This window comes from Microbacterium sp. ARD31, assembly GCF_031844425.1.
In genome coordinates this window covers 317,340-333,736 of record NZ_JAUZVE010000004.1, presented here as the reverse complement: position 1 = coordinate 333,736, position 16,397 = coordinate 317,340, and the positions used below count along the sequence as shown (strand labels likewise).

Here is a 16,397-nt window from a genome sequence, read left to right as displayed (position 1 = left end):
ATGGCCACCGAAGAGACCCTCGTCCTCATCAAGCCCGACGGGGTCGCCCGAGGACTGACCGGGGCGATCCTCGCCCGCGTCGAGGCGAAGGGCTACTCGCTCGTCGACCTGCGCCTGGTCGAACCCGATCGCGCCCGTCTGGAGCAGCACTACGCCGAGCACGCCGGCAAGCCGTTCTACGAGCCGCTCGTGGAGTTCATGATGTCGGGCCCGTCGGTGGCGATCCGCCTCGCGGGCAACCGTGTGATCGAGGGGTTCCGTTCCCTCGCCGGCACGACCGACCCGACCACGGCCGCTCCGGGGACGATCCGCGGCGACCTCGGCCGGGACTGGGGGCTGAAGGTTCAGCAGAATCTCGTCCACGGCTCCGACAGCCCCGAATCCGCAGTCCGAGAGCTTCAGATCTGGTTCGGCTGATCTTCGGGCCGCTGTCCGTCAGAACAGCGAGCCCAGGACGTCCAGCTGCAGCTGTGCGAGCACGGCGACGATCGCGTAGGAGATGACCGCCAGCAGCGGCATCCACCCCATCAGCGTCTCGGCGCCCCGCCGGATCGGCGCGGGCGCCGGGACCAGTCCCGACCTCACGAGGTGCAGCAGGACCGCGTAGAACGTCGGAATCGTCACCGCCCAGGTCACCATGCACCACGGACAGAGCGTGCCCAGCACGTAGATGCTCTGGCTGATGAGCCAAAGTACGAAGCCGAAGGCGAACGTCATCCCGGCGGCGAACAGCCACCAGAACCAGCGGGCGAATCGTGCGCCGGCGAGGATCGCCATCCCGACCACGATGGGTGCCACCCACCCCGCCAGCCCGATCACCGGGTTGGGGAAGCCGAACACGCTGCCCTGCCACGCCTCGAGGTTCTTCGTGCACTGGACGAGGACGCTGAAGTCGCACGACGCGATCGAGTCCGGATCCTGCAGGAGGTGGAAGCGCTCCATGGTCAGCGAGAACGCCGCCCACCAGCCCACGGTCCCCGCGATGATCAGCCAGACGGCGAGCGCTGCGGGGCGGGTGTGCGTGCGGGCGTTCGGCATGCCTCGGATTATGGCATCGCGTGCTGTGCCCCTCCTGCCGACTCTGGACTGCCCTCCCGCCCGTGAGCGTCGTCCGGATCACGTGACCTCGCCGAGACGACGGGCTGCGTGCGGGCGGAGCGGGTGTTTTCGCCCCGATCACGTGGTCCGCGCGGGTGTGGGGACGCGTCGGCACGCAATTCGGGCGGGATAGTGCGATAATGGGGGCTGATCGGTCGCGGCCGCGCCGCCACCGCATCACCGAAGACTTCAGGGCGACGACCGCCCTTGCAGGGAGCATCCCCGCGACACGCGCCGGGATCGCCTCCACACCGAGTGAGTTCGCGGCACCGCAGGTGCGGCGCCGCACGAGATTTCGCCGGGCGACGCGCGGTGCGCCCGCAAGGAGTAAGCCAGTGATGGCCGATGAGACAACCGACCGAGACCAGAACCACGACGCTGAGGCGACGCCGGAACCGATGACGGATGCCGCTTCGGCGGCCCCCGGGGAATCCCCGACGAGCGGGGGATCCGACCCGATCGCCGCCGCCGGCGAGGCGCCGGCCGTTGCCGCCGACGCCGAGACGGAGCCGGGCGTCGGCGACACGGACGCCGCCCCCGGCGCTCCTGAAACGGCCGAGGCAGACGGCGAGGCCGCTGAGCCCGAGGCGAGCCTCACGGACGCACCCTCCGCGGAGAGCTCGACGGACGCACTCTCGGAGCAGGCCGCCTCCGAGTCGACCGTCGCTGAGCCGACCGCCGCCGAGCCGGTTGCCGCTGAGCCGATTGCCGCTGAGCCGGCCCCTGCCGAGCCCGCTCCCACGGAGGCGACCGCATCGGAGCCGTCCACGGCGATCCCCGCGCACGCCGAGCCGACGGACGCGGAACCCGCCCCTGAGTCCGGCTCGCCCACCGCGGTGAGCTTGGGACTGCTTCCCGAGACGTTCGTGTCGGCGGTGTCCACGCAGCTCGTGTTCTACGCCCCCGAGATCACGCCGCTCCCCGCGCGTCCGGGCCAGGACCGGGGCCAGCACCGCGGACATGATCGCGCGCAGGACGACGAGCCGCAGTCCGGCGCGGCCGGGAGCGGGTCGAGCTCCCGCCGACGCGGTCGCCGCCGCGGCGGATCCGGCGGCGACGAGACCCCCGAGGCCGTCGAACGCGAGCCGCGCAAGCGCGCCGTCGAACTGATCACCGAGCCGCAGCGCATCAAGGGCTCGACACGCCTGGAGGCGAAGAAGCAGCGCCGTCGCGACGGCCGCGAGGCCGGGCGTCGCCGGGCGGTGGTGACCGAGGCCGAGTTCCTCGCGCGCCGCGAGGCCGTCGACCGCGAGATGGTCGTCCGCTCGAAGAACGGCCGCGTGCAGATCGCCGTCCTTGAAGACAACGTCCTCGTCGAGCACTACGTCGCCCGCAGCCAGGACGCGTCGCTGATCGGCAACGTCTACCTCGGCCGCGTGCAGAACGTCCTGCCCAGCATGGAGGCGGCGTTCGTCGACATCGGACGCGGACGCAACGCCGTCCTGTACTCGGGCGAGGTGGACTGGGACGCCGTCGAGACCGGCAACCAGCCGCGACGCATCGAGCTCGCCCTCAAGAGCGGCGACAAGGTGCTCGTGCAGGTGACGAAGGATCCTGTCGGACACAAGGGCGCGCGCCTGACCAGCCAGATCTCGTTGCCCGGGCGGTACCTGGTCTACGTGCCCGGAGGCGCCATGAACGGCATCTCCCGCAAGCTTCCCGACACCGAACGAGCACGGCTGAAGAAGATCCTCAAGGAGGTGCTCCCGGAGTCCAGCGGCGTCATCGTCCGCACGGCGGCCGAGGGCGCGACCGAGGAGCAGCTGACGCGCGACGTCCAGCGCCTCACCACCCAGTGGGAGCACATCGGCACTCAGGTCGAGAGCATCCAGGCGCCTGCCCTCCTGCACTCCGAGCCGGATCTTCTCGTGAAGATCGTGCGCGATGTCTTCAACGAGGACTTCACGAGGATGCTCATCCAGGGCGAGGACGCGCACCACACGATCTCGAAGTACCTCGAGTCCGTCGCGCCCGATCTTCTCGAGCGTGTTCAGGCCTACGAGGGCGACCACGATCCGTTCGACGAGTTCCGCATCACCGAGCAGATCGAGAAGGCCCTCGACCGCAAGGTCTGGCTGCCGTCCGGCGGATCGCTGGTCATCGACCGGACCGAGGCGATGACGGTCATCGACGTCAACACGGGCAAGTTCGTCGGTTCCGGTGGAAACCTCGAAGAGACCGTCACCAAGAACAACCTCGAGGCGGCCGAGGAGATCGTCCGTCAGCTGCGGCTGCGGGACATCGGCGGCATCATCGTCGTCGACTTCATCGACATGGTCCTGGAGTCCAATCGCGATCTCGTCCTGCGGCGTCTCGTCGAGTGCCTCAGCCGTGACCGCACCAAGCACCAGGTCGCCGAGGTCACCTCGCTCGGACTCGTGCAGATGACACGCAAGAAGCTGGGACTGGGCCTGCTGGAGACCTTCAGCGAGGCGTGCGACGTGTGCGCCGGCCGCGGCGTCATCGTGCACCACGATCCCGTGGTCAAGCACCGCTCCAGCGGCGGTTCGGCGCCTTCCGGTCGTCGCCCCCGCGGTGGCGGTAGCCCCGCGCCGTCCAACGGCAACGGAAACGGCGGCGGCACCCACGTGATCACCGAGGGCGTGAAGTCCGCGCTCGCCCAGATCGCGGCCTCGACCATCCACCACCACGACGAGGTTCCTGCGGCGGAGGTCGCCCCCGTGCCCGAGGCGGCGGCCGAGCCGGCCGAGGAGCCTCGGAGCGCCGAGCGTCCGAAGAAGCGCAAGAAGCGACAGGATGCCGGCTCGCGCGCTCCGAAGACGGAGGCCGACCTTCTGCTCGACTCGGTGCTCAACGCGCTTCCTGAGCCGAAGGCGCCCGGCCAGGGGCGCGGTCGACGCCGCGTGACCACGGCCGCGCTGACGGGCACTCCGGTCGCCCACACGCCGGACGAGGGCTGATCCTCACCGCCGCTGGGCGCGAGCTCAGCGGCGGTCCCGCGCGCGGACCCGCAGCCCCGATGCGATGAGCCGGCGGACCAGCTCGTGGCCGGTGACGTGCTGCGCTCCCGCGGCGACGAGACGCGCGTGCGCGTCCTCGGGGACGTCGTAGTGGTCGAGGTCGAAGCCGCGGAGAGGAATGCCGTGGGCCGCGGCGAACGCGTGCAGTTCTCCGAGGTCGGAATCGCTGACCAGGTGAGCCCACAATCGGCCGTGCGCGGGCCAGCGAGGGTCGTCGATCAGAATCGCCACGGGCCGATCCTAAGGGCAGGGCCGGACACGCGGCCCTCGGCTTTTGCCTGTGGTCGCGGCATCCGGTAAAGTATCCCTTTGGTGCGTCGAGAAATCCGCACCGCGTCTTTGTCTGACATCCGAGCGCGTGCGCTCCCAGAAGAAAAACAGGTGTGAAGTGGTTTACGCAGTAGTGCGCGCCGGCGGCCGTCAGGAGAAGGTCGAGGTCGGCACGATCGTCGTCCTGGATCGCCAGGCCGCCAAGATCGGCGACAACATCGAGCTGCCCGCCGTCCTGCTCGTCGACGGCGACGCCGTCACGACCGACGCCGACAAGCTCGCCAAGGTGACCGTCACCGCCGAGGTCCTCGGCGAGGAGCGCGGCCCGAAGATCGTGATCCAGAAGTTCAAGAACAAGACCGGTTACAAGAAGCGCCAGGGGCACCGTCAGGATCTCACGCGCGTCAAGGTCACCGGCATCAAGTAAGCCACAGGAGACGCAGAGATGGCACACAAAAAGGGCGCAAGCTCCACCCGTAACGGTCGTGACTCCAACGCTCAGCGCCTCGGCGTGAAGCGCTTCGGCGGTCAGCAGGTTCTCGCCGGCGAGATCATCGTCCGCCAGCGCGGCACGCACTTCCACCCCGGCGCCAACGTCGGCCGCGGTGGCGACGACACCCTGTTCGCCCTGTCGGCCGGAGCGGTCGAGTTCGGTCAGAAGGGTGGCCGCAAGGTCGTCAACATCGTGGCGGCCGCGGAGTAATCCGCTCGGTCCACACACCTCGGGAGGGGGCGGGCTTCGGCTCGCCCCCTCCCTGCACTCGTACACATATCCACACCGACCCGAGGGGGAGCGCATGGTCACGTTCGTCGATCGCGTGACACTGCATCTGCGCGCCGGCAAGGGCGGGAACGGCTGCGTGTCGGTCCGTCGTGAGAAGTTCAAGCCGCTCGCCGGACCCGACGGCGGCAACGGCGGTCACGGCGGGGACGTCGTGCTCGTCGCCGACCCGCAGGTCACCACGCTTCTGTCGTACCACCACTCGCCGCATCGCACCGCGGGCAACGGTGGCTTCGGCATGGGGGACCATCGCTCGGGCGCGGCAGGCGAGTCGCTCGAGCTGCCCGTTCCGGTCGGCACCGTGGTGAAGGACGACGACGGATCGGTCCTCGCCGACATGATCGACCCCGGGATGCGCGTCGTCGTCGCCCCCGGTGGCCTCGGTGGCCTCGGAAACGCCGCGCTGTCGTCGCCGAAGCGGAAGGCTCCCGGGTTCGCCCTGCTGGGCACGCCCGGCTGGGAGGGCGACGTCCACCTGGAGCTGAAGACCGTCGCCGACGTGGCCCTGGTGGGATTCCCCTCCGCGGGCAAGAGCAGCCTCATCGCCGCGGTCTCGGCGGCCCGGCCCAAGATCGCCGAGTACCCGTTCACGACGCTGCACCCGAACCTCGGTGTGGTGCAGGCCGGGGACGTGCGCTTCACAGTCGCCGACGTGCCCGGCCTCATCGAGGGCGCCAGCGAAGGACGGGGCCTCGGGCTGGAGTTCCTGCGGCACGTCGAGCGCTGCACCGCGCTGGTGCATGTGCTCGACTGCGCGACGCTGGATCCGGGCCGCGACCCGCTCACCGATCTCGAGGTCATCCTGGCGGAACTCGCCGCGTACCCCGTGCCGGACGGACAGACACCGCTCCTCGAGCGGCCGCAGCTCGTGGCGCTGAACAAGGTCGACGTCCCCGAGGCCAAGGAACTGGCCGACCTGGTCCGGCCCGACCTCGAGGCGCGAGGCTTCCGGGTGTTCGAGATCTCCACCGTCAGCCACGAGGGTCTGCGACAGCTCACCTTCGCGCTGGGCGGGATCGTGGAAGAGCATCGTGCGGCGGCCGCGGCGACGCCGGCTCCCGAGCGGATCGTCATCCGCCCGAAGGGGTCGGTTCGCGAGTTCACCGTCCGTGTCGAAGGCGGCACGTACGGCAACATCTACCGCGTGCTCGGCGAGAAGCCGGTGCGGTGGGTTCAGCAGACCGACTTCCAGAACGAAGAGGCGGTGGGCTATCTCGCCGACCGCCTCGAGAAGCTCGGCGTCGAGGACGAGCTGCTCCGATCCGGCGCGCAGCCGGGCTCGACGGTCGTCATCGGCGAAGGCGACGGAGTCGTGTTCGACTGGCAGCCGGCGCTCAGCTCGGTGGCGGAGCTGATGACCGCTCCGCGCGGAACGGATCCGCGGCTGGACATGAACCCCCGTCGCACGACGTCGCAGCGCCGCGAGCGCTACCACGACATGATGGACGCCAAAGCGCAGGCCCGCGCGGAGCTGGAGGCAGAGCGCCTCGCGCAGCGCGGACGGGACGACGAGGAGGAAGGGTGAGCGCACGCGAGCGCGGCGACATCGCCGCCGCACGCCGCATCGTGGTGAAGGTGGGATCGTCGTCGATCAGCGGCGAGAACTCCGCCAAGATCCAGCCCATCGTCGAGGCTCTCTCCAGCGCCCACGGCCGGGGCATCGAGGTCGTCCTGGTCTCATCCGGCGCGATCGCCACCGGGATGCCCTTCCTGTCCCTCGACGCCCGTCCCGCCGATCTCGCCACTCAGCAGGCGGCGGCGGCGGTCGGGCAGAACGTGCTCATCTACCGCTATCAGGAGGCCCTGCGGCCGTTCCGCATCGTGGCCGGGCAGGTGCTGCTCACCGCAGGCGACCTCGAGAACGCGACGCACCGCTCGAACGCGCGACGCGCGATGGAGCGTCTGCTGGGCCTTCGCATCCTTCCGATCGTCAACGAGAACGACACCGTGGCCACCCACGAGATCCGCTTCGGCGACAACGACCGCCTGGCCGCCCTGGTGGCCGAGCTGATCGGGGCGGACGCCCTCGTCCTGCTCAGCGACATCGAGTGCCTGTACACCCGCCCGCCCGGTCAGCCGGGCGCAGAGCCGATCCACCGCGTCGCCTACGGTGACGACCTCCACGGGTACGAGTTCGGCTCGGTCGTGGTCAACTCGGTCGGCACCGGGGGAGCGGCCACCAAGGTGTCGGCCGCGCGCCTGGCGACGGCGGCCGGAGTCGGGGTCCTCGTCACGAGCGCGGATCTGGTCTCCCAAGCGCTGGAAGGCGGCGAGATCGGCACCTGGTTCCAGCCGAACCCCGAGCCCGCGGCGCCCGCGCTCACCGGGCCCGTCCGCACCGGCGTCGGTACACTGGCCCGATGACCACGACCCTCACGAGCGCCCGAGAGCGGATGCTGCGGGCCAAGGACGCGTCGCGATCGATCGCTCTGCTCTCCGACGATGCCAAGCGCCTGGCGCTCGAGGCGATCGCGGCCGGCATCGAAGCGGCGACCGACCGGATCGTGGCCGCGAACGTCGACGACCTGCGGCGCGGCGAGGCGACCGGTCTGTCCGTCGCCCTTCGTGATCGCCTGCGCCTGGACGCGCCGCGGGTGCGCGCTCTGGCCGGCGCGGTCCGCGACATCGCCGCACTGCCCGACCCGGTCGGTCGCGTGCTGGACGAGCGGGTGCTGGACAACGGGCTGCGTCTGACCAAGGTCTCCGTCCCGTTCGGCGTGGTCGGCTCCATCTACGAGGCGCGTCCGAATGTGACCGTCGACATCGCCGCCCTCGCTCTGCGTTCCGGCAACGCGGTGGTGCTGCGCGGCGGTTCGGCGGCAGAGCGCACGAACGCCGCGCTCGTGACGGCGATCCGCGGAGCACTGGCGGACTGCGGAATCGACCCCGAGGCCGTGCAGAGCGTCGACGAGTTCGGCCGCGAGGGTGCCCGCGAGCTCATGCGGGCGCGCGGAATCGTGGACGTCCTGGTTCCCCGGGGCAGCGCCCAGCTCATCGAGACGGTGGTCACCGAGTCGCAGGTGCCGGTGATCGAGACCGGCGCGGGCGTCGTGCACATCCTGCTCGATGCGACGGCGCCTGTGGACTGGGCGACCGACATCGTCGTCAACGCCAAGGTCCAGCGGCCGAGCGTGTGCAACGCGGTGGAGACGGTGCTCGTGCACCGCGAGGCAGCGGACCGGCTGGTCGGTCCTGTGGTGGAGGCGCTGCAGGCTCAGGGTGTGACGGTTCACGCCGACGCCGCGGTCGCGGCGATCGCCGCCGGGACCGTCCCCGCCACCGCAGACGACTGGTCGACGGAGTACCTCGGCCTCGATCTGGCGATGCGCGTGGTGGACGACCTGGATGAGGCCCTCGACCACATCCGGCAGTACTCCACCCATCACACCGAGGCCATCATCACCCGAGACGACGCCAGTGCCCAGCGCTTCCTCGCCGAGGTGGACTCCGCCGTCGTCGCGGTCAACGCCTCCACGCGCTTCACCGACGGGGGAGAGTTCGGCTTCGGTGCCGAAGTGGGGATCTCCACCCAGAAGCTCCACGCTCGCGGTCCCATGGGGCTCGCCGAGCTCACCAGCACCAAGTGGCTCGCGCGCGGCGCCGGGCAGGTCCGGGCCTGACGGCATAAACTGGATCCGCCCCGTGTCCGGGGCGGACGGAACGGAGTACGAATGACCTTCGCCACGATGATCGCCCTCGCCGCGGAAGAGGCCGAGCACCACGGCAACGTCGCGCTCGAGACCTTCTGGTACGGCGCCGTCGCCCTCGTCGTGTTCGGGGCGCTTGCGCTGGTCACCGTCTCGTACCGCAACGTGGCCAACCGCCACTCGCACAAGGCCGATGCCTACGCGCGTGCCCACGCCAACGACGTCCAGCGGGCGGGGCACGGCCACTAGGGCCGCCTGAATGTCGGCGACGAGATCCCCGAGGATCGGGGTGATGGGTGGGACCTTCGATCCCATCCATCACGGCCACCTCGTCGCAGCGAGCGAGGTCGCGCAGTCGTTCGATCTGGACGAGGTGGTCTTCGTGCCCACCGGGCGTCCCTGGCAGAAGATCGATGTGTCGCCGAGCGAGCACCGCTACCTCATGACCGTGATCGCGACGGCATCCAACCCGCGATTCACCGTGAGTCGCGTCGACATCGACCGCGACGGGCCCACGTACACGATCGACACCCTCCGCGATCTGAAGGGACTTCGCCCCGACGCGGACCTGTTCTTCATCACCGGGGCGGATGCCTTGGCGCAGATTCTCAGTTGGAGGGACCATGATGAACTCTGGGACCTCGCCCATTTCGTGGCCGTCTCGCGCCCTGGCCACGTTCTGAGCACCGAGGGCCTGCCGACCGAGGACGTCAGCCAGCTCGAGATCCCCGCCCTCGCCATCTCGTCGACGGATTGCCGCGAGCGCGTGGAGAGCGGGAACCCGGTGTGGTATCTCGTTCCCGACGGCGTCGTCCAATACATTGCCAAGCACCACCTCTACCGGAGCAAGGAATGACTGAACCCGAGCAGCCGGCCACCCCACCGCTCACCCGCAAGCAGCTGCGGGAGATCCGCAACACCGGGGCCAATCCGATTGTCACGACCGCCGCGATCGATGCGGCTGCCGCCGGCGGCCAGCAGGAGGCCGTCGCGGTCGAAGAGCCCGCGCCCTCGGACGACACCACGGCCGAGACGGCCGAACCGACGCCCGTCGCTCCGCTGCCACGCGCGGCCGAGCCCGCCGTCGTCGCCGAGCGCCCCGCGCCCGATGCCTCCGTCGACCTCGGAGCGTCGCCGCTGACCCGCCGTCAGGCGCGACAGCAGGAGCGGATCCGCACCGCGTCCGTCCCGGTGATCACCCCGGACCTCGTCGCCGCGCACGCCTCCGCGGGGGGCGCCGCGCAGAAGACGGCGGCTCGTCCCGTCCTCGAGTCCGAGCGCCCCGCCGATCGGCCGTCCGAGGACGTGACCACCGAGGCCGACGACCAGAAGGTCGAAGCGGAGGAGACCTGGCTCGGCGAAGGCGGGGCGCCGGCTCCGCGCGAGGACGACGACGACCGTGCGGGGGAGGAGCCCGAGGCCGAGCGCGTCGTGAACCCCGCGCTCGGCGCCGACCTGCTCGCCGGCGACGCCGCGCCGGTGGAGCTGCCGCCCTCGTTCGATCAGCTCCTCTCGCGGTCATCGGCGGGGTCGACCAGTACTCCGAACGCCCTCATCGTGTCGCAGGCTCCCGCCGCGGCACCCCTCGTTGCACCGATCACCTCGACCGGCGACGTGCTCATCACCGGGACGTTCAACCTGCCGGAGGGACTGGGATCCACCGGTCACGCGCTGGGCACAGCCGACGGCAAAGAGGTGGACGCGGTCCTGGTCGACGGTGAGCTGCCCGCCCACTCGTCGCCGACCCCGATCGCTGCGAGCGCGGCGATCAGCACGTCGAAGTCCGCGGGCGACATCATCAAGCCCCCGGCGCCCGAGAAGGGCAGCCGCCTCATGCTCACCCTCGCGATCACCGCCGGTGCGCTGGCCCTCGCGCTCGTGGGCGTGCTCATCCTCGCCTTCGTGACTGGAGTTTTCGCATGACCGCCACCGAGCAGGCCCACCGGATGCTGCAGATCGCGGCAGAGGCCGCTGATGCCAAGGGCGGGGAGGACCTCGTCGCGCTGGACGTGTCGGGTCCGCTGCCGCTGGTCGACGTCTTCCTCCTCGTCACCGGCCGCAACGAGCGGAACGTGGCAGCCATCGCCGACGAGGTCGAGGACAGACTCCTGCAGGAGGGACACAAGCGTCTTCGGCGCGAAGGGCGTCAGGAATCGCGGTGGATCCTGCTGGACTTCGGCGACCTGGTCGTCCACGTCTTCCATGAGCAGGAGCGCATGTATTACGGCCTCGAGCGGCTGTGGAAGGACTGCCCTGTCGTGCCGTTCGAGCTGCCGGCCCACACCCCGCTGGAGTGACGACGCGGGTGCTGTCGTGGTTCGGAGCACGCCCGCGGATGTAGTAATCTAGTGGGGTTGCCCCGCGCGGGTGACAGTCAGGGCCTGTGGCGCAGCTGGTAGCGCACCTGCATGGCATGCAGGGGGTCAGGGGTTCGAGTCCCCTCAGGTCCACCAAAACTCCCGGTAGAGCCCCAAATCTTTACTCCCTGATCAGGGAGCTTGAATGTTTGGTAGTCGTTTACTGGACACTTCGCCGGGTCGCCGCAGTGCGCTCTCGGACCTTCTCGAAGTATCTGGAAGGTACGCGGCACCGCCCGCGCACCTTCGCTGTATGGACGCGGTTGGCGCAACAGAGTCGGGACACGGAAACTACGTCTCGTTGGCCGAGCTTGCCGCCGAGCTGAAGGTTTCCGTCCAGACGATCTACGACCTGCGGAGCAAGGGCCGTGGACCCCGTGGATTCCGCGTCGGCACGCAGTTGCGGTTTCGCAAGAGCGAGATCGACGCATGGGTCCAGCGCATGGAGCTGGCAGACGAGCGACGTCACGCCGGCGGTGCGTCGTGAACGGCGGGCGGCCACGCACCCTGATCGGCTCGTACGGGACCATCAGCGTCAGCAGGCGCGGCACCTCGTATGTGGCCCTTGCGCGGATCCGTGACGCCGACGGACGTCTGCGCAGAGTGACGGGCGCTGCACGTACGGAGTCGGCCGCCCGAGCCCGTTTGAAGGAGCGCCTCCTGGACAGGCCGGGCTTCGGGTCCGGCGGCTTGCTCGATCTCAGCAGCTCCTTCCGTGACCTCGCTGACCTGTGGCTCGAGGATCTGGAGATGCGCGAGCTGTCCGACGGGACGAAGAAGAACTACCGTGACGATCTCCGCCTCCGCGTGCGGCCGCAGTTCCAGCACTTCTCACTCGGTGAGATCACCACGGGCCGCGTGGAATGGTTCCTGCGCTCTGAGAATGCGGTGTCACCCTCACGCGCGCACCACTCGCGGACTGTTCTCAACCAGCTCTTCGGTTTTGCTCTTCGCCACGACGCGATCCCGAGGAATCCGGTGCAGGGAACAAGTCCATTGCGCCGCCCCAAGGGTGAGCGTCAGGCGTTGACCGTCGAGCAGATCAGCGCGATCCGCGATGCCGCGACTCGCTGGCGGACCGGCCCCGACGTCAAGGGACCCAAGCCCGACGGCCAGGTACGCGACATCATCGAAGTGCTCCTCGGAACCGCGCTGCGCATCGGCGAGTGCCTCGCTCTCCGCGTGTGCGATGTTGAGGACGGTCCCAGCGGGATGACGATCTCGGTCACAGGGACGGTTGTGTTGCGCACCGGCAGCGGCGCCGTCCGTCAAGACCACCCGAAGACCGAGCACTCTATCCGCCGAATCGCGGTCCCCGACTTCGCGGCGAACGTCCTTCGAGCACGGCTCACCAGCATCCCGACCACCGACCCGCAACGGACCATCTTCGCCAATCGCGCGGGCAGGCCACTGAGCCCGTTCAATGTGCGACGTACCTTCCGAGCGTTCCTCGAGCTGGCAGATCTCGCGGGGGAGGGGATCACGTTGCGCTGGTATCGGCGCACCGGCGCGACCGTCATCGCGCGCGGGGCGAGCGCCGACGCTGCCGCCACCTTCCTCGGCCACGGATCGACCGCGATCACAGAAGGTCACTACATCGAGCCGGATCGCAGCGTGGATCGGGGGCCCGCGGGACTCCTCGAACGGACACTACGGCGCGTAAACGCTGACACCTCGCTGCTCTCGACTGACGACCGAGCGGGTGATGATCCGGTGCTGGACTTCCTCGACGAGGAAGACATCGAAGCGGCCTAACAGGTACTCGATCGGTTGCCCTCGATCGTTCGTGCCCCAACTCGCGATTGGCCCGCCGTTCGGGCCGTGGTTCCGCAGGAACTCGCCGTGAACCCGCTCACACGCCAGGGGGAGGGCTGATGACCAGACGATGACCTCGCCCCGGAAGCCGGCACGGTAGCGAACTTCAGTGGCGTTCAGTCGGCGGATCTGGATGGTGCCGTACACGGGGTCCAACCCGTCGACCATGCTCACGTGCCAGTGGGACCTTCCTGCGCTGCGAGCAGCGGGTGCCGTCGGCGCGGTTCGGCCATCGCGCCACCCTCCTCCGGCCGAACACGCATGAGAGTAGAACGACCAACAGACATCGCCGCGCGGGCTGTTGGGCGCGGGGTGCGCACCTTCCTGCCATGAGCGATCGTGAGCGCGCTGACGCTGTCCTGGAGCACGTGGCTGTGCTCGCGTTCCTGTACTACCCCGGCATCGAGGTGGATGATCCCAGCTACAGCCTCACCGAAGACATCGAATGGTGTCTCGCCCGGCTCGGTGGCGTGTCCGACGCCGAGCGAGAACGGATGCGTGCGCTATTCGCCCGAGCGATCACCGATCCGACCGCGACGCGCGAGGAGCTGTTCACCGCTCTTGTTGAGCTCGACCGCCTTCTCGCAGTAGACCACCATGGATGACGCGCAGACGAGCGATGACGAGCGGGCAGCGCGACTGGCCGCACAGCGGAAGGCATGGAACGACGCCCACCCGACGTATTACGCGGACTACCGTGAGCGGAATCGCGAGGACATCCGCCGAAAGAACCGCGAGCGGGAGCGGGTTCGTGCTCAACGCGAACGGGAGGAGAAGGCGCACCGCAAGAAGGGGATCGATCGCGCAAGAGCGTGGGCAGCGGAGCACCCGGAGGAGCGTCAGCAAGCGCGCGAGCGCTACAAGCAGAAGCACCCGGAGACTTACAAGCAGGCGCAGCGCGATTACTACCACCGCAATCGCGACGCGATCGCCGAGCGTCGGCGGGCACGTGAGGCTGCTGACCCAGACAAGGCGAACGAGGCGCGACGCCGCGCGGTCGACCGCGCCCGGGCTGCCGACCGCGACCCTGCATGGTCGCCCACTCCTGAACAACGCGCGACATATCGTGAGCGTGAGAACGAAGCAAGGCGTCTGCAGCGTCGCCGCGCACGTGCAGGACTGCCCGACCGACAGCTTCACCGGGTTCACGCGCCGGAGCGACGTCACAACGATGCTGCGGCAGACGCCTTCTTCGCGCAGGGCCGGACCCGTGAGGACATCGCCCGAATCAAAGCTCAGGACGAGCCGACTCCTCCGGATCTGGTGCACGCGTGGCAGGAGCGGTCTGAGATCCGTCGCGTGGTCCGTGAGATTCTGGCCGTCGCGGACGAATACTTCGCCCATCACGAAGTCGAACTCCGAGCGCGTGTCGCCGAGATTTCGCGGACGCGCTTCCGCGCGGGCCTCCTTCCGCTTGACGTGTATACCGAGCCGCGCCGCCGCGCTCTCGATGTCGCGACTACCGGCTATCTCCGTCGCGCCGCAGCCTCCCCGACCTCATCCTTCACCACGTTCCGGTGGCTGACGGCGGATCTCAGGAAGGGAGACCGCGACATCCCGCTCTGATCGATCCCGCAGCGGGCGTCAACCCTTCGGGTGTGGCTCCACGGGCTTCGCGTGTTCGATCACCTCCTGCGTGATTATCTTCACCTCGCCGTCGCCGCGGCCGTCGTCGTCAGGGGTGCTCTGCCGCATTTGAGATTCCTTCGATTCGAACGACTGTGGAGTCCGCGGGTCGCGGATGTGTAACCCCATATATAGTGCCCAAACCGGAAGCTGTCCAAGCGAGGACGAGCAGGACGAAGCCGGAGGTCAGCCAGACCTGTCGCTGATTGAGTTGGACGCGAGAGCGCTCGTGAGAAGCAAGACGACTCGCGAGAAGGGAACGCCGTAACCAGATCGTCTTCACCGTGGCGTACTCAACGAGTGCCGCGGGGAGATCCGGTTGCATCCCAAGACGCGAGCGCATAACGCGAAGCCCGCAAAGCGCGGCGAGCAAGTAGAGGAATAGTGTTCCGCCGCTGATCCACGAGTTTCCGGACGCCGAAACAAGGTCGGTGCCGCCAAGAACCCCACTCGCCCCGATCAAGATTGCGGCGCGAGTGTTCGAGTTTGAAACCCGACCAGTCATCGCTGCATCCTGTCGGTCCAATTGGGCCTCCAGAAGATCGAGCTGACTCGGAACGAGGTCGCCCATGTTCGGAGCGAAGTCGACGGGTTCACGCGCGGCACGTCGCCAGGGCCATTTCACGACATCAACCTAGCGCGGTAAGCGATTTTGCCCATGGAGTGGCAGTTGCTGGACATCGCCGGACTTCTCCATCCCGATTAGCCGCACCGGAATCAACTCGTCCAACCCTCAGGGCAAGTGTCGCAACGCTAGGACGCCCACATGAGCCCTCTAACATACGTGTTATGCAACTTGGGCGGAATGAAGTCGAGCGGGTGCTTTCCGCCATGGAGAGTCACTTCGATCCGTTCGCCATGGATCGATTGCTCGAAACACGTTTCGGGTTGCCGATCGCGAACGTGACTTCGGTGATGAAGAACTTCTCGCAACAGTCAGTTGATGTTCTCCGCTACTTCGATCAGCGTAACCGTGTCGAGGAGCTGATTCTGGCGCTGCGTGACGCTCGGCCAGACGTGAACATCTTCGTCGAGATTCTCGACGAGGCTGGCTTCGTCCAGATGCCGCCCGGCGACCTCTTGGAAGTGTTGGTCCGAACGGGCCGTGGGAGCTTCAAAGACGTGGCTTCATTCCGCAGCGAGGTCGCGCGCATCGAGGCAGCGGTCTGTCGGATAGAGACCCCCCGTTCTTTCGGAACCGGATTTTTGGTCGGGTCGCGCTACGTGCTGACCAATCATCATGTGGTTGCTGATTGCGTTGATGGGGACGGCGCGCCAATCGCATCAATTGAGTGCCAGTTCGACTTCAAGGTTGGTCCTGAGCAATACGCCACGCCGATGGTGACTGTGGCGATCGACCGGGTGCTCGCATGGAGTCCCTGCCCTGTCATGCATGCTGACATGACTATCGATTCCGGTCCGAAGGCTTTGGACTACGCCCTACTGCAGATAGCGGATGGCTTTGCAGGTAGGGCAGTGGTTGATGGCGGGAACCCCAGAGGATCGATCCGTCTCGCGCCCATAGAGCGTGTGCTGAGGCCGCATGACGGGCTCTTAGTGGTTCAGCATCCGCGCGCGCAGCCGATGAAGATCGATATCGGCTCAGTTCTCTCGGTCGGCGCGGCAAGAGTTCGTCACAGCGTCAACACGGAGGGTGGGTCATCGGGGGCCCCAGTCTTTGATGCGAACCTGACCCTTGTTGCGCTCCACCACGCCGGGTTCGACGGGCCGGGGGGCACGATGCCGTTCAATCAGGCGATCAGGATTGATGCGATTCTTGAGGATTTAGGCGCGAAAAGCATTCGGATCGGCGGCGATTAGC

At 68.2% G+C, this 16,397-nt stretch carries 18 protein-coding genes and 1 tRNA gene; 17 read left to right on the top strand and 2 right to left on the bottom strand.

Going from position 1 to position 16,397, the window contains the following annotated elements:
• Window positions 1-417, top strand: a complete 417-nt coding sequence (gene ndk / locus Q9S36_RS15175; protein ID WP_311285811.1) for a nucleoside-diphosphate kinase — start codon at window positions 1-3, stop codon at window positions 415-417.
• An 18-nt stretch (window positions 418-435) separates the two neighbouring features.
• On the opposite strand, the gene Q9S36_RS15170 is transcribed toward ndk, so the two are convergent.
• A complete protein-coding gene (locus tag Q9S36_RS15170; RefSeq protein WP_311285810.1) occupies window positions 436-1,038 on the bottom strand; it encodes a vitamin K epoxide reductase family protein in 603 nt (200 codons plus the stop codon).
• 398 nt (window positions 1,039-1,436) lie between these two features.
• Here Q9S36_RS15170 and Q9S36_RS15165 point away from each other — a divergent pair, with 398 nt between their 5' ends.
• Window positions 1,437-4,019 carry an Rne/Rng family ribonuclease gene (locus Q9S36_RS15165; RefSeq protein ID WP_311285809.1) on the top strand — a complete coding sequence of 861 codons (2,583 nt, stop codon included), beginning with the start codon at window positions 1,437-1,439 and terminating at the stop codon, window positions 4,017-4,019.
• 24 nt (window positions 4,020-4,043) lie between these two features.
• On the opposite strand, the gene Q9S36_RS15160 is transcribed toward Q9S36_RS15165, so the two are convergent.
• On the bottom strand, window positions 4,044-4,310 hold the full coding sequence (locus tag Q9S36_RS15160; protein ID WP_311285808.1) for a DUF4031 domain-containing protein: 267 nt from the start codon (window positions 4,308-4,310) through the stop codon (window positions 4,044-4,046).
• Between the two features lie 157 nt (window positions 4,311-4,467).
• On the opposite strand from Q9S36_RS15160, the gene rplU reads away from it, so the two are divergent.
• The 15 genes from rplU (at window position 4,468) to Q9S36_RS15085 (ending at window position 16,396) form a co-directional block, all read left to right on the top strand.
• Window positions 4,468-4,776 (top strand): 50S ribosomal protein L21, encoded by a 309-nt coding sequence (rplU, locus tag Q9S36_RS15155; protein WP_251449867.1) that lies wholly within the window; start codon window positions 4,468-4,470, stop codon window positions 4,774-4,776.
• Window positions 4,777-4,794: 18 nt separating this feature from the next.
• Complete coding sequence (gene rpmA, locus Q9S36_RS15150; RefSeq protein WP_251449865.1) at window positions 4,795-5,052, top strand: 50S ribosomal protein L27; 258 nt, start codon at window positions 4,795-4,797, stop codon at window positions 5,050-5,052.
• Window positions 5,053-5,146: 94 nt separating this feature from the next.
• On the top strand, window positions 5,147-6,655 hold the full coding sequence (gene obgE, locus Q9S36_RS15145) for a GTPase ObgE (protein ID WP_251449863.1): 1,509 nt from the start codon (window positions 5,147-5,149) through the stop codon (window positions 6,653-6,655).
• On the top strand, window positions 6,652-7,494 hold the full coding sequence (gene proB, locus Q9S36_RS15140; RefSeq protein ID WP_311285807.1) for a glutamate 5-kinase: 843 nt from the start codon (window positions 6,652-6,654) through the stop codon (window positions 7,492-7,494). Before obgE ends, proB begins: the two co-directional genes overlap by 4 nt.
• Window positions 7,491-8,750, top strand: a complete 1,260-nt coding sequence (locus tag Q9S36_RS15135) for a glutamate-5-semialdehyde dehydrogenase (protein ID WP_311285806.1) — start codon at window positions 7,491-7,493, stop codon at window positions 8,748-8,750. Before proB ends, Q9S36_RS15135 begins: the two co-directional genes overlap by 4 nt.
• Before the next feature lie 51 nt (window positions 8,751-8,801).
• Window positions 8,802-9,026: a hypothetical protein gene (locus Q9S36_RS15130; protein ID WP_251449857.1), complete on the top strand. Its 225-nt coding sequence runs from the start codon at window positions 8,802-8,804 to the stop codon at window positions 9,024-9,026.
• Between the two features lie 10 nt (window positions 9,027-9,036).
• Complete coding sequence (gene nadD / locus Q9S36_RS15125; protein ID WP_311285805.1) at window positions 9,037-9,633, top strand: nicotinate-nucleotide adenylyltransferase; 597 nt, start codon at window positions 9,037-9,039, stop codon at window positions 9,631-9,633.
• The gene (locus Q9S36_RS15120) at window positions 9,630-10,700 is read left to right on the top strand and encodes a hypothetical protein (RefSeq protein WP_311285804.1); all 1,071 of its coding nucleotides are present in this window, start codon (window positions 9,630-9,632) and stop codon (window positions 10,698-10,700) included. The genes nadD and Q9S36_RS15120 overlap by 4 nt, the downstream gene beginning before the upstream one ends.
• Window positions 10,697-11,074: a ribosome silencing factor gene (gene rsfS / locus Q9S36_RS15115; RefSeq protein WP_251449851.1), complete on the top strand. Its 378-nt coding sequence runs from the start codon at window positions 10,697-10,699 to the stop codon at window positions 11,072-11,074. The genes Q9S36_RS15120 and rsfS overlap by 4 nt, the downstream gene beginning before the upstream one ends.
• A gap of 80 nt (window positions 11,075-11,154) precedes the next feature.
• Window positions 11,155-11,230 (top strand) — tRNA-Ala (locus Q9S36_RS15110).
• 205 nt (window positions 11,231-11,435) lie between these two features.
• Entirely contained in the window at window positions 11,436-11,621 is a 186-nt protein-coding gene (locus tag Q9S36_RS15105) for a helix-turn-helix domain-containing protein (protein WP_311285803.1), read from the top strand.
• On the top strand, window positions 11,564-12,889 hold the full coding sequence (xerC, locus tag Q9S36_RS15100; RefSeq protein WP_396653771.1) for a tyrosine recombinase XerC: 1,326 nt from the start codon (window positions 11,564-11,566) through the stop codon (window positions 12,887-12,889). The genes Q9S36_RS15105 and xerC overlap by 58 nt, the downstream gene beginning before the upstream one ends.
• Before the next feature lie 389 nt (window positions 12,890-13,278).
• Window positions 13,279-13,554, top strand: coding sequence for a hypothetical protein (locus Q9S36_RS15095; RefSeq protein ID WP_311285801.1), 276 nt, complete (start codon window positions 13,279-13,281; stop codon window positions 13,552-13,554).
• The gene (locus Q9S36_RS15090) at window positions 13,547-14,515 is read left to right on the top strand and encodes a hypothetical protein (protein ID WP_311285800.1); all 969 of its coding nucleotides are present in this window, start codon (window positions 13,547-13,549) and stop codon (window positions 14,513-14,515) included. The genes Q9S36_RS15095 and Q9S36_RS15090 overlap by 8 nt, the downstream gene beginning before the upstream one ends.
• An 849-nt stretch (window positions 14,516-15,364) precedes the next feature.
• Complete coding sequence (locus tag Q9S36_RS15085) at window positions 15,365-16,396, top strand: serine protease (RefSeq protein ID WP_311285799.1); 1,032 nt, start codon at window positions 15,365-15,367, stop codon at window positions 16,394-16,396.
• Window position 16,397: the final 1 nt, after the last annotated feature.